Consider the following 11,894-nt stretch of genomic DNA (forward strand, 5'->3'; position numbering starts at 1 on the left):
CTCATGACGGCCCGGTTCCGACAGCGGGGTCATTGTCGGCGGCGATGGAGACGGCGCTGGCGCCCGAAACCCGCATCCGTGCGAGCGAGGTTGCCCGTTCGGTCCGCGCCGACGGTGCGGCGGTAGCGGCGAAGCTGTTGATCGAGATGTTCGGTCGTGCCTGACCTTCACTGCGTCAGTTCCGCCAGCGCCCTCTGCAGGGGCGCCGGCGAGACTTGGATCGGGCCGGAGAAGGGGCTGTCCATGTCGATGATCAGATAGATTGCCGCGGCCACCAGCGCCCCGGACATGAGGCACGTGAAGATGATGGTTCCATTGCACGGTGCTCGGAAGCCGAAGCTGGCGAAGATCAGCGTCAGCCAGGCAACGAGCAGCGCGATCAGCGGCGCGGGGATGGCACCCTCGGACTGCTCGGCCAGGATCCAGCGCTGCGCGATCACCTTCTGCAACTGCTGCGTCGCCGCCTGTTGCGCGGCGGTCTGCCTGGCGTTCGCAGGGGTCAATCCGCCCACGATATCGCCGACCTGATTGAGCAGCAGTTCCGACAGCCTGTTCGGGACGACCGTCGTGTCGCTGTCGGCCGTCGAGGTATCGACGACGCGCTGCACATAGGCGGTGAGCGATTGCCGGGCGCCGTCCGCCTCCGGTCCATAGTGTCGGAGCGTTCTGTCGAGCAGAATGAGATCGGTGGCGAAGGTGTGGACGTTGACGTTGATGGATTCGAACGTGTTCTTGGCCGAGTTGATCATCAGGCCGAGGACCAGCGAGGACATCACCATGAAGAGGTTCGCGGCGAGCCGCACCACCGCGCTGGTATCGTCGCCAAGGTGGTGAGCAGGGAAGCGCTCATGCACCATCAGGCTGACCAGCGACGCCCCGGCCAGACAAGCAAAAATCGCCGCCCCTATAAGCACTTCGCCCATAGCTGATATTGCGCACGGGAAAGGACGGTTGCCAATTGGGTGGAGGTGGTTGAATCAAAGCGGAAGCATACAGGCGTATGTGGTTGTTCGCGAACGATGCTTTCCGGCTCGTCGTCATGTGCAGCGGAGCGAAGGGCAAAAACCGCTTCCAATGCCGGCCGAAGACGCTATCTATTGCGCCGGGCGGCTCCACCCTCTCACCATCACGAGGCAATCCATGACAATTCGCGCTGTCGTCTGGGGCGAGAACATCCATGAGCGGACCAATGAGGTGGTCGCCGGCATCTATCCGCAAGGTATGCACACGGCCATCGCCAACGCGCTCAACGCAGACAAGGCGATCTCCGCCTCGACCGCGACGCTGGAGCAGCCGGAGCATGGGTTGCCTGAATCCCGCCTCGCCGAGACCGACGTGCTCGTCTGGTGGGGTCACAAGGACCATGGCGCGGTGGCCGACGATGTGGTCGAGCGCGTCGCACGCCGCATCTTCGAAGGCATGGGACTGATCGTGCTCCACTCCGGCCATTTCTCGAAAATCTTCAAACGGCTGATGGGCACGCCCTGCACGCTCAAATGGCGCGAGGCCGGCGAGCGCGAACGGCTCTGGGTGACGAGCCCCAGCCACCCGATCGCCGAAGGCATCGGCGAGTATTTCGAGCTCGAGAACGAGGAGATGTATGGCGAGCAGTTCGCCGTGCCGGAGCCGCTGGAGACAGTCTTCATCTCCTGGTTCCAGGGCGGCGAGGTGTTCCGCTCAGGCCTTACCTACCGGCGCGGCGCCGGCAATGTCTTCTACTTCCGCCCGGGCCACGAAACCTATCCGACCTACCACGACGCGACCGTGCACAAGGTGCTGCGCAACGGAGTGAAGTGGGCGCACAACCCGCAGGGCAGGAATTCCGGCATCCTCAAAGCACCCAACGTGCCGGTGGAGAAGGCGCTGGAGCCGATCGTCGAACGCGGCGGCAAGCTGCATGCGCCCGGCGAGGCTGGTTTCCGCTAAACCGTTTTCTGTTTGGGATTGCGTACAAGCAACAATTAGATCGCCCGCCTCATATCATTGAATCGAACCAATTCCTCTGGAGGAGCAAAATGCGGCTTTTGATACTCGGTACCGGCTGGATGGCGCAGGAGCATGCCCGCCGCTTCGGCGCCATCGAAGGCGTCGACATCGTCGGTGCCGTCGATGTCGATCCGGCCCGCGTTGGCGAATATGCCGACGCCTATAAGATCCCGAAGCGCTTCACCTCGCTGGAGACGGCGCTCGACTGGGGCGGTTTCGACGCGGTCGCCAATGTCACGCCCGACCGCATGCATCACCCGACCACGATGGCGCTGATCGCCGCCGGCAAGCCGGTGCTTTGCGAAAAGCCGCTGGCGGAGAATTTCGGCAAGGCAAGCGAGATGGCCGATGCGGCGGAAGCCGCCGGCGTCGTCAACATGGTTAACCTCACCTACCGCAACGTCGCGCCTTTGCAGAAGGCGCGACAAATGGTGCAGGCCGGCGAGATCGGCACGGTGCGCCACGTCGAGGCCTCCTATCTGCAGAGCTGGCTGGTATCGAAATTCTGGGGCGACTGGCGAAGCGACCCCAAGTGGCTCTGGCGGCTCTCGCGCGGCCACGGCTCAAACGGCGTGCTCGGCGACGTCGGCATCCACATCCTCGACTTCGCCAGCTATGGCGCCGCCCTCGATATCGACCACGTATTCTGCCGGCTGCGCGCCTTCGACAAGGCGCCGGGCAACCGCATCGGCGACTACCAGCTCGACGCCAATGACAGCTTCGCCATGACGCTCGATTTCGCCAACGGCGCCTTTGGCGTGGTGCATGCCAGCCGCTGGGCGAGCGGCCATCTCAACGAGCTCAGGCTGCGCATCTATGGCGACAAGGGCGGCATCGAGGTGGTGCACAATCTCAATGGCTCGATGTTGAAGGGCTGCATCGGTGCCAATGTCGAGGACGCCAAATGGGAAGAGTTTGACGCCGGCACCGTGCCGACCAACTACCAGCGCTTCGCCGAGGCGGTGAAAAGCGGCGAGCAGGCCGAGCCCAATTTCCGCCATGCGGCGGGTCTGCAGAAGGTGCTGGATCTGGCGGTGGTGTCGGACGAGAAGCGCGCCGAGCTGAGAGCCCACGCGGACACGCAGTGAGGCCGAACCTGCCGATCTCCCCCGCAACGGCCCGCAACGGGGGAAGACTGGCGGCCATCACACACAAATCTTTCAATCATTTCTTGAAGCCTTGATCTCGCCTTTCGTGATTTGATGCCGCCACAAAGCTCGGGAGGCTTCATTGACCGACTATATCGGGTTGCCGAAGGCCGAAGTGCACATCCACGTCGAGGGCTGCTTCGAGGCCGACGACGTGATCAGGAATTGCGAGGAGGCTGGCATCCCGCTGCGCGCGCCGCGCGACAGGCTCTTCGAGGCGCATGATCTGAAGAGCTTCCTCGAAATGCTCGACTGGCTGTGCGGCACGTTTCGCACGCGCGAGCAGCTGGCCATCACCGCCTATAAATTTGCGCGGCGCATCGCCAAGAGCGGCGTGCGCTACGCCGATGTCATCGTCAATCCGACCCACTGGCCGCACTGGCACCGGAACATCGCCGGCATGATCGACGCCTTCGATGCCGGGTTCGCGGCGGCCGAGCAGGATGGATACCCGCCGGTCGGGCTCTGCATCAGCCTGCTGCGCACCCAGTCGGCCGAGGACGCCATCGAACTGGTGGAGTTGCTGAGCAGGATCAGGCACCCGCGCGTCGTGGCCCTTTCGATCGACGGCAACGAGGCGGCCGCCGGGCGCACCGGTCCGCGCTTTGCCGAGGCGTTCCGCCGCGCCGCCACGGCCGGATTGCGACGCACCGTCCACGCCGGCGAGTCGAGCGGTCCCGAGGGCGTTCGCGACGCCATCGAGCTGCTTGGCGCCGATCGCATCGACCATGGCGTTCGCGCGATCGAGGAGCCGGCTCTGGTCGACCTGCTCGCACAGAGGCGAATTCCGCTCGGCGTCTGCCCGATCTCCAACATCGCACTCGGCGTCTATCCTTCGCTTGCCGAGCATCCGATCAACGCTCTGCGCAAAGCCGGCGTTCCCGTCTCCATCAACACCGACGATCCGGCGCTGCTCGGCACGACGCTCGAAGCCTCTTACGCCGCCTGCGCCGAGACCTTCGCCTGGGACAGTGAAACCATCCGCCAGCTCGCCGCGACATCGGTGCATGCGAGCTACGCCGACCCGGCGGTGAAGGCGCGGATACTGGCGGATCTGACGGCCTGGCAGGGGTAGGCGACGCTCGGCGGATAGGTGCTTTCACCACGCCGCCGAACTGCATAAGGTGCCGAGACTCGGTCGAAAGGAGCCAGCATGGTCACGCGACGCGCCGAATGTTCCTGCGGTCAGCTGTCGGCCACCTGCGCGGGCGAGCCGGTGCGCATCTCGGTGTGTCATTGCCTCGACTGCAAGCGGCGCACAGGCAGCGCCTTCAGCTACAATGTGCGCTTTGCCGAGGCCGATGTGACGATAGACGGGCGCGCGCTGCAGTTCACGCGCACCGGCGAGCAGGGCGGGCGGATAACCTACAGCTTCTGCCCTGATTGCGGGACCACAGTGCACTATCGCATCGACACGCAGCCCGGCCTAACTGCAATTCCGGTAGGGGCGTTCGCGGATCCGTCGTTCCCGCCGCCCTTCCAATCCTTCTACCACCGCAGCCGGCGCTGCGAATGGGTCGAGATAACCGCCAAGCCGCTGACGAAGTTCGGCTGACTTTTGGCCTTGGGTCCTCCCCATGAGGCGAGGAACCAAGTCACGCCCGGCGATAGATCCTCACCGCCGTCTTCACCAGCGCCGCATTCCCGTCCGCCACCGTCCCATCAGGCAACTCCTTACCGTCCTCGAGCCCGACACGGGTCGAAAACTTCCGCGCCGCCGCCCGCTCGACGAAGGGCCACACGGTCGCGTTCTCGCCATGCAGCAGGATCGAGCGGTGAATGCCTTCGCGTTGCAGCAGCTTTTCGATGCCGTCGGCGAAGGCAAAGGCCTCCTCCAGCGTCTGCTCGGAAATCTCGATCAGGACGCGCAGCACCCGGCGGCCATGATCGAGGCTGGCCAGCCTGAGCGCATCGCCGATCGACGCCAGCCCGGCCTCGATGCCGACGCCGCGGTCGTGCAACGCTTCCATCACTTCGGGCGCCGCCGCCTCGCTGAGATTGACCGAGGCGTAGTCGGGCAGCTCATGCCAGCCGGCGATGGCCGCAATCGTGCGCCTGTCGTCCTTCTCGATCCAGGCGCCGGTCGAAACGCCGATCAGTGTGCCGGGGCAGGCGCGGCGCAGCGCCGTCATCGTCCAGTCCATCGCTTCCGTGGCAAGGCTTTCCTGCCGGTCGGCGCCGCGCGCATGCACATGCAGTTCGGCGGCACCCGCCGCAACCGAGGCCGCGCCGTCGCGTGCCATGGCATCCGGGTCGAGCGGCAGGGCGAGGTGGAAATCCGCGGCGCGGGCGCCGTTGATGCAGGCCTGGACGATCATGGCGGTCGATCCTGTTCAGGCGGAGTCTAGCGCAGGGAGCATAGACGGGAAACGGAACCTGCGGGCAGGATCTTATCGACGCCGATCCTTCGCCGTAGAACTCGACTTTGGGCAATTGGGAGCGTGGAACGCCTTACCCCAAATGCTCCTTCCTCAACCTCTTCTTCATCCGCTCCAGCGCCGGCTGGCCACCTGCCGCTAGTTCCTTGGAAACCCGCGCCAAATCCTCATCCGCCTTTCGATATTTGCTGCCCCAAGCGCCAAGCGTGGCGAGTATCGGCAAAAGGTCGATGCCGGCCTCGGTCAGCCGGTAAATCGCTTTCAGCCTGTGGGTCGGGTCGTCGCTGCGGGTGAGGACGCCTTTGTCGACCAGGGTCTGCAACCGCTCTGCCAGCGTGCGCGACGAGATGCCTTCGTCCGACTGCAGGAACTCGCGAAAATGCCTTTTCCCGGCGAAGGCCAGGTCGCGGATGATGAGTAGCGTCCAGCGGTCGCCGATGAGCTCGAGCGACAGGCTGATCGGGCAGCCGGACCTTTCCTTCGTGGACATGAAGTTAGTTCCATTTGTAAATCACTTTTCAATTGACAGCATTCCTTCCGCGCGTCAAATGATTTCAAAAGTAAACCGTGTTTGGAGATGCGAGAGGACCGCGCAATGAAAAAGCTCATCCTGCAAATGCAGATGTCGGTCGACGGCTTCGTCGGCGCCGACGAGAACCGTCGTTGGCAGCTTTGGGAATGGGGCGACGAGAGCGACTGGGACGACGAGCTCAAGCAGGACTTCAATGCCGTGTTCGCAACCGTCGACACGATTCTGCTCAGCCGCAAGATGGCCGAGGAGGGCTACCTCAATCACTGGGGCAATGCGGCGAGGAAATTTCCGCGAGACCGTTTTTATGCCTTTGCCCAGCGTATCATCGCAGCTGACAAGGTGGTGCTGAGCGACAGGCTGAAGGCGTCGCGGTGGGAGCGTACCAGGGTTGCGAGCGGCGATCTGCCGCGTGAGATCAATGCGCTGAAGGCGAGCGAGGGCGGCGACATTGCCGTGTTCGGCGGCGCCGGCTTCGCCTCGGCGGTGATCGCCGCCGGGCTGGTCGACGAGTTCCAGCTCTTCATCAACCCGGCGGTGCTGGGTGCCGGTCGTCGCATCTTCGATCAGGGCGGCTTCGCCAGGCTGAAGCTCACCGGCTCGAAAGCCTATGCCTGCGGCATGGTGGTGAACCGCTACGCGTCGGCGGGGTGAGGCACTTGAATCAATCTGGCAGCACGCCGTCTCAACCGCTTGTTCGCTTGTCGTTTCCCGGCGAATTGCGAACCGTCAGTGCCATGCCTTATCCGCCTGGATGCGACGCCAGCGCGTTGGTTTCCCGATACCCCGCTTCGTCGTTGGCCGCGGCGGCGAACCGCCGGGCTTCGTGCGACGTGAGACCGATGAGCGCGCGCCCGGCATGTTCGGCGGGCTTGTCATTGGCCATGTCGAGCACCGCCCAGCTATGATGAGGCGGTTCTTGCACCGCTACGAATCTCATTTGAGCCCCCGCTCTGACGAGATGCTAATGTAGCAGATGCTTTCTGTCGGTCTGTGACTGGCTCACACAGGGTGCGCTTTCCGATCGGTTCAGCAATAGGGCGCTTTATCGCGTCGATATCCTCGAGGTCGCTACGGCAAAGCGTAGAGCGCCTTCAAGGCCATCGTCGCGCCGCGATACTCGACGAAGCTCTTGGGACAATCGCTTACCGCGAGCCGGTAGAGCCGCACCGCCTCGTCGCTGTGCCCCTGCAACCGACTGAGTTCCGCGGTATAGAAATTGGCCTCACACACCTGCCCCTGCCTGGTTTGCGGATTGGGGTCGTCCGCGGCCGCCAGCACCTCGGCCGGCGCTAGGTCGCCGAGCAGCATGCGCGCGACTGGTGCCGGCCATTTCGTCATATCGAGCTTGCCTGTCGCAGCACGCAATTCGCTTTGCCCGCCGGCGTGGCGCTCGGCCAAGTCGCGCCAGATCGCGGAATAAGGATCGTCGGGTTTCAGGGCGGCCAATCGACGAAAATCGTACTGCGCATCTGAGAGCGCGCCCGCATAGAAATGCACCAGGCCGCGGCCCCGGTAGGCGTTGGCGAAGTTGGGATCGAGGCCGATTGCCTGATCGTAGTCGGCGATGGCCTTTTCGTAGTTCCCTTTTGCCGTCCAGCTTTTGGCGCGATTGTAGAAGAATCCCGCATTCTTGCCGTAGATCTCGATGGCCCGGTCGAAATCGGCGATACCGCGGTCGTAGTCGCCCTTGCTGGCCCATACGAAGCCTCGCCAATTGAAAGCACTGGCATCCGTCGGGTCGAGCGCGATGGCCTCGTCATAGTCGGCGGCGGCGCGGTCATTGTCGCCCTTGCGAAGCCAGGCCAAGCCACGGCCGGCATAGGCGCCCTCCAACTTTGGATCGAGAGCGATCGCCTGGTCGAAATCGGCAATGGCGCGGTCGTAGTCGCGTTTCATCGACCAAGCCGAGCCTCGGGCGAAAAAGGTGCCTGCCTGCTTTGAATCAAGGGCGATCGCCTGGTCATAGTCGGCTATGGCTCGGTCGAAATCGCCCTTGTCGATTCGAACTGATCCCCGGGTGCGATAGGCGACGGCGAATTTCGGGTCGAGGCTGATCGAGCTATCGAGGTCGCTCAGCGCCCGGTCGAGATCGCCCGTGTTCCACAAGGCGAGGCCCCTGTTGTAATAGGCGCTCGCATCTTTCGGGTCGGCAGCGATGACCCCGTTGTAGTCGGCGATTGCGCCGTCATAGTCGCGCATATTCGAGCGGGCGTTGCCGCGTCGATAGAGTGCGTGCGCATTGTTCGGATCGAGGCGAATCACCGTCTCGTGATCGGCAAGCGCGCGCGCTTCGTCGCCCATGCCGGCCAGGGCGTCGGCCCGACTGTTCAGGCAATCCACGTCCGTTGGCTTGAGCTTGATGGCCCGATCGAAATCGTCGATGGCACGACCGAGTTCGTTCTTGTTGAACCACGCGTTGCCACGGTTGCAATAGGCACCGGCGTCGGCCGGCGTCAGCCTGAGCACCATGCCGAAGTCTGCAATGGCCCGATCGTTCTCACCTTTGTCGGCCCACGTCACGCCGCGGTTGTAGTAGGGGTCGGCGCCGTTCGGGTCGAGATTGATCGCCTCGTCGTAATCGGTGATGGCTCGATCGGGCTCCCCTTTTCCGCGCCAGGCGTTGCCACGGTTGTAGTACGCGTTGGCGAGTTTCGGATCCATCTTGATCGCCTCGCTGTAGTCGGCGATGGCGCGATCGAGGTCGCCTTGCGCCGCGAAGGCAGTACCGCGTATGACAAAAGCGGCCACGTGATTGCCTTTCGTCTCCGATCGATCCTCGATGACCTGTGTGCAGGCGACGATGCGCCGAGCAGGTTCGACAGTCTTGCCGTCGCAGGCCGGATGATCGTCGTACTCATGGATCGCGGCCGAAGACGGCTCCGCAACGACGAGGGACAACAACATCAACGCCAGCATCGGCCGCACAGGCCGCGGCCATCCCCAACAATGAGTCGCCAACCCCGCCATTCCAAATGCCCCCGTGCGCCGCTACGAGCGGTGCCCGCCGCATTCTAGCAAAGACGCCTCAGCGAGCAATCGCTGGTTGCGTCGTTCGATCGCTTGTCAGCCGCGTCTGACCGAGCCTCACTGCCCGGCCTGGTCCGCGTCGGTCAGCGTGCCGAGGAAAGCGACGATGTCGTCGATCTCGGCGTCGGTCAACGCCGGCTTCTCGCCTGGTTTCCTGCCGTTGAAGGGCGGGTCGGTGTTGAGGTTTCCCCAGTAGGCCTTTGGCAGATCGTCGAATTTCTCGACCGTGCCGTCCGCGTTCTTCGGATACCAGCGCCCCGGATCTGTGTCGCGAGTGACGTAGAAGGCGACAGCCTCGCGCAGCGAGTGGACATAGCCGTTGTGGAAGAAGCTTTTGCGCAGCGCGACATTGCGCAGGGTCGGCGTCTTGAACAGGCCGCAATACTCGCTCCGGCCCTTGAAGTCGGCCCGCAGCGGCCCGCACAGCCCGAGATCGAGATAATTGGGATCGGCGTTGGCCGGGATCGCCTGGTTGCGCGGCACGGCGATGGCGATCAGGCCGTAATCGGTGAATTGCGGCGGCTCGCCGTCATTTGCCGGCTCGCTCAGATGGCAGCTCGCGCAATTGCCTTTGTTTGCGTCCTCGAACAGCGCACGGCCGCGCAACTCCTGCGCGGTCAACTGCGCCTTGCCGGCAAGGAAGGCGTCGTAGCGGCTGGAATAGGGGTAGAAGTCGGCGCTGCTCTGCTCGAAGGTGCCGAGCGCCTCGACCGCCGCGTCGAAGGCATCCTGCTGATGGTCGAAAATATCCGCGCCGAACGCCGCCTTGAACGCGTCGGCATAGGGCGCTTTGCGCAAGGCGGTGACCACGGCGGCTTCATCCTTGTTGCCCATCTCGAACGGCGACAGCAGCGGGATCCTCGCCTGGTCCTTGCCGTGGTCGGCGCGCCCGTCCCAAGTCAATCCGCCGGTCGGGCCATTGTCGACGCTTTCGTCGCCCTCGTCCTCGGAATCGTAGAAATGCTCGGTGAAGGCGGGCGCCGCCTGCAGGTAGCGCAGCGACGGCACCGCTCGCAGGCCAGGCCGGTCGAGGTTCGGCCCGCCCATCTCGACCGGCGCGGCGGAGGACGGACCGAAGGCGTGGTTGGGATCGTGGCAGGACGAGCAGGCCTGTCTGCCCGAAGCCGACAGCGATGGGTCGAAGAACATTTTTCGCCCGATCGCTGTCAGTGCTTCGGCGCGTGCGAAGGCTTGCGTGCGCGACATCGGGCCAGGATGGACGCCATCTGCCGGCTGGCCGGCGGCGGGCCAAAGAACAGCGACGGCGAGAGCGGCGTGCGTGGCAAATTTCCGTGGTGTCATGACCCTCAATCCCGTTTCCATTGGCCCAGCAGCGCGGTGCCGCGGATTGTTGACTGGCGGAGGCAAATTGCCAAGCCGGAACGCGGCAGATCAGCCCTTCCACGGACCACCTCGCACGAAGAGAACCGCAGCTGTGCCCTGGATGGTTGCCGAGATAGATTCCCGTCCGCTATCAATGGCCTCCAAACCCGGACGAAGGACTTTCGATGAGCGAGCTGAAGATCAGAACCCGTGCTACCGGCGCCTGCGCCGTGCTGCCGCCGGGCGGCTTGCCGGCGGTGACGACGCCGACCGGCGGCACGGTCGACGTGGTGACTGCGGTCAGCGCGCCGGGCTTCAACCCGCTCGACCTGCTCTATGCCTCCTTGGCCGCCTGCATGGTGCTGAGCGCCCGCATCGCCGCCACCCGCCTCGGCGCCGCCGACCGGCTTGGCGAGGTGAGGGCGGATGTCGGCGGCGAGAAGGCGAAGGACGAGCCGTCGCGGGTGGAAAGGTTCAATATCCGGTTGGAGATTGCCGGCGACCTCGACGCCGCGACCAAGCAGCGCATCGTCGAGGATGCCGAGACGATCTGCACCGTCTCCAACACGCTTCGCGGCGCGCCGGCGCTGCACGCGACGCTGGGGTGAGGGGCCGTGGCGCATCTCTCTGCGATCGACTATGCGACCGCCTCCGACGAAATCCGCGCAGAGCATGACCGGGAGCTTGCGCTGCGCGGCCGCATGACCAACATGAAGCGCATCCTGCTTCACTCCCCGGCCGCGCACCGCATCTACGCCGAATGGTTCACGCTGCGCGATCTCCTGCGTCCTACGCTCGACGACCGGGCGATCTGGCTGTTTTCGAAGGCGATCGCCGAGACGATGCGCGCCGAGGTCCCGGTCACCTTCTTCCGTCGCGCGCTGATCGATTCCGGCCTCGATCCGGACGCGATCGAACCCAGCCCGGACGAAGCGCTGCTGATGTCCTTCGGCAGGGCGCTCGCCGCCGACGCCAATGCCGTTGCCGACGAGACCTGGGCCGCGCTGAAGGCGCGCTACGACGAAACGCTGCTCGTCAACCTCGTCGCCTTCGCCGGCATCATGGTGGCGACCTGCGTCTTCACCAATGGAGTGAAGGTGGATCTCGATCCGGAACTGGAGGGGTACCGCCGGAACGCTTGAGGTGAAGGACCCCGGGGCTGGCCGTTGCCTTGCTCTGCCTGCTGCGCATAGACTGAGGCCGGGAACGGGCGATCGGGGGGACCTCGATGCGTTGGCGTGTGGGCTTGCTTGTGTTGGCAGCAGCGCTGCTGGCCGGATGTGTCGCCAATGATGTCGAGCCCATCAACACCCATGTGACGCAAGTCGGGCCTGGCTCGCCGGACTACATTCCCGATGCTCCCGCCGACGGGTCGACCGTGGTCGCGCTGTCCTTCTCTGGCGGCGGCACGCGCGCCACCGCCTTCAGCTATGGCGTGCTTCAGGCGCTCGACGATGTCACGGTCGGCAGCGGCGGGCGAGCGCATACGCTGATCGACGA

The 11,894-nt window shown here is 64.4% G+C and carries 13 protein-coding genes and 1 pseudogene; 8 read left to right on the top strand and 6 right to left on the bottom strand.

What is annotated here, in order from left to right; all coding sequences use genetic code 11:
- Positions 1-167: 167 nt before the first annotated feature.
- Entirely contained in the window at positions 168-923 is a 756-nt protein-coding gene (locus EOA79_RS18795; RefSeq protein ID WP_095824652.1) for a DUF4239 domain-containing protein, read from the bottom strand.
- Between the two features lie 217 nt (positions 924-1,140).
- Between EOA79_RS18795 and EOA79_RS18800 the strand changes: the two genes are divergently transcribed.
- The 4 genes from EOA79_RS18800 (at position 1,141) to EOA79_RS18815 (ending at position 4,689) form a co-directional block, all read left to right on the top strand.
- The gene (locus EOA79_RS18800; protein WP_127335194.1) at positions 1,141-1,926 is read left to right on the top strand and encodes a ThuA domain-containing protein; all 786 of its coding nucleotides are present in this window, start codon (positions 1,141-1,143) and stop codon (positions 1,924-1,926) included.
- A gap of 89 nt (positions 1,927-2,015) precedes the next feature.
- Positions 2,016-3,074 (top strand): Gfo/Idh/MocA family oxidoreductase, encoded by a 1,059-nt coding sequence (locus EOA79_RS18805; protein WP_095824651.1) that lies wholly within the window; start codon positions 2,016-2,018, stop codon positions 3,072-3,074.
- A gap of 142 nt (positions 3,075-3,216) precedes the next feature.
- Complete coding sequence (add, locus tag EOA79_RS18810; protein WP_095824650.1) at positions 3,217-4,209, top strand: adenosine deaminase; 993 nt, start codon at positions 3,217-3,219, stop codon at positions 4,207-4,209.
- 78 nt (positions 4,210-4,287) lie between these two features.
- Entirely contained in the window at positions 4,288-4,689 is a 402-nt protein-coding gene (locus tag EOA79_RS18815) for a GFA family protein (protein WP_095824649.1), read from the top strand.
- Between the two features lie 40 nt (positions 4,690-4,729).
- Here the strand turns inward: EOA79_RS18815 and EOA79_RS18820 are convergent, their stop codons facing one another.
- A complete protein-coding gene (locus tag EOA79_RS18820) occupies positions 4,730-5,452 on the bottom strand; it encodes a 3-keto-5-aminohexanoate cleavage protein (RefSeq protein WP_095824648.1) in 723 nt (240 codons plus the stop codon).
- Between the two features lie 133 nt (positions 5,453-5,585).
- Positions 5,586-6,002, bottom strand: a complete 417-nt coding sequence (locus EOA79_RS18825) for a helix-turn-helix domain-containing protein (protein ID WP_095824647.1) — start codon at positions 6,000-6,002, stop codon at positions 5,586-5,588.
- A gap of 105 nt (positions 6,003-6,107) precedes the next feature.
- Between EOA79_RS18825 and EOA79_RS18830 the strand changes: the two genes are divergently transcribed.
- Positions 6,108-6,695: a dihydrofolate reductase family protein gene (locus EOA79_RS18830; protein ID WP_095824646.1), complete on the top strand. Its 588-nt coding sequence runs from the start codon at positions 6,108-6,110 to the stop codon at positions 6,693-6,695.
- Positions 6,696-6,783: 88 nt separating this feature from the next.
- Here the strand turns inward: EOA79_RS18830 and EOA79_RS32855 are convergent, their stop codons facing one another.
- The 3 genes from EOA79_RS32855 to EOA79_RS18840 all read right to left on the bottom strand — a co-directional run bounded on the left by EOA79_RS32855 (position 6,784) and on the right by EOA79_RS18840 (position 10,373).
- On the bottom strand, positions 6,784-6,927 hold the full coding sequence (locus EOA79_RS32855; protein ID WP_156751089.1) for a hypothetical protein: 144 nt from the start codon (positions 6,925-6,927) through the stop codon (positions 6,784-6,786).
- Between the two features lie 185 nt (positions 6,928-7,112).
- Positions 7,113-8,948 (bottom strand): tetratricopeptide repeat protein, encoded by a 1,836-nt coding sequence (locus tag EOA79_RS18835; RefSeq protein WP_164748258.1) that lies wholly within the window; start codon positions 8,946-8,948, stop codon positions 7,113-7,115.
- Positions 8,949-9,128: 180 nt separating this feature from the next.
- A complete protein-coding gene (locus EOA79_RS18840) occupies positions 9,129-10,373 on the bottom strand; it encodes a cytochrome-c peroxidase (protein WP_245322373.1) in 1,245 nt (414 codons plus the stop codon).
- A gap of 206 nt (positions 10,374-10,579) precedes the next feature.
- Between EOA79_RS18840 and EOA79_RS18845 the strand changes: the two genes are divergently transcribed.
- The 3 genes and pseudogenes from EOA79_RS18845 to EOA79_RS18855 form a co-directional block, all read left to right on the top strand.
- On the top strand, positions 10,580-11,002 hold the full coding sequence (locus tag EOA79_RS18845) for an OsmC family protein (protein WP_095824642.1): 423 nt from the start codon (positions 10,580-10,582) through the stop codon (positions 11,000-11,002).
- Between the two features lie 6 nt (positions 11,003-11,008).
- Positions 11,009-11,536 carry a hypothetical protein gene (locus EOA79_RS18850; RefSeq protein WP_095824641.1) on the top strand — a complete coding sequence of 176 codons (528 nt, stop codon included), beginning with the start codon at positions 11,009-11,011 and terminating at the stop codon, positions 11,534-11,536.
- A gap of 86 nt (positions 11,537-11,622) precedes the next feature.
- Positions 11,623-11,894: pseudogene (locus tag EOA79_RS18855) on the top strand (patatin); the annotation flags it as partial.

It is taken from the genome of Mesorhizobium sp. M1A.F.Ca.IN.020.03.2.1 (genome assembly GCF_004023205.1).
GTDB lineage: Bacteria > Pseudomonadota > Alphaproteobacteria > Rhizobiales > Rhizobiaceae > Mesorhizobium.

Coding starts and splice junctions, on each gene's coding strand:
- EOA79_RS18835 (WP_164748258.1), bottom strand. CDS start 8,948: ATGTTGTTGTCCCTCGTCGTTGCGGAGCCGTCTTCGGCCGCGATCCAT.
- EOA79_RS18815 (WP_095824649.1), top strand. CDS start 4,288: ATGGTCACGCGACGCGCCGAATGTTCCTGCGGTCAGCTGTCGGCCACC.
- EOA79_RS18800 (WP_127335194.1), top strand. CDS start 1,141: ATGACAATTCGCGCTGTCGTCTGGGGCGAGAACATCCATGAGCGGACC.
- EOA79_RS18795 (WP_095824652.1), bottom strand. CDS start 923: ATGGGCGAAGTGCTTATAGGGGCGGCGATTTTTGCTTGTCTGGCCGGG.
- EOA79_RS32855 (WP_156751089.1), bottom strand. CDS start 6,927: ATGGCCAATGACAAGCCCGCCGAACATGCCGGGCGCGCGCTCATCGGT.
- EOA79_RS18805 (WP_095824651.1), top strand. CDS start 2,016: ATGCGGCTTTTGATACTCGGTACCGGCTGGATGGCGCAGGAGCATGCC.
- EOA79_RS18820 (WP_095824648.1), bottom strand. CDS start 5,452: ATGATCGTCCAGGCCTGCATCAACGGCGCCCGCGCCGCGGATTTCCAC.
- EOA79_RS18845 (WP_095824642.1), top strand. CDS start 10,580: ATGAGCGAGCTGAAGATCAGAACCCGTGCTACCGGCGCCTGCGCCGTG.
- EOA79_RS18840 (WP_245322373.1), bottom strand. CDS start 10,373: ATGACACCACGGAAATTTGCCACGCACGCCGCTCTCGCCGTCGCTGTT.
- EOA79_RS18830 (WP_095824646.1), top strand. CDS start 6,108: ATGAAAAAGCTCATCCTGCAAATGCAGATGTCGGTCGACGGCTTCGTC.
- EOA79_RS18825 (WP_095824647.1), bottom strand. CDS start 6,002: ATGTCCACGAAGGAAAGGTCCGGCTGCCCGATCAGCCTGTCGCTCGAG.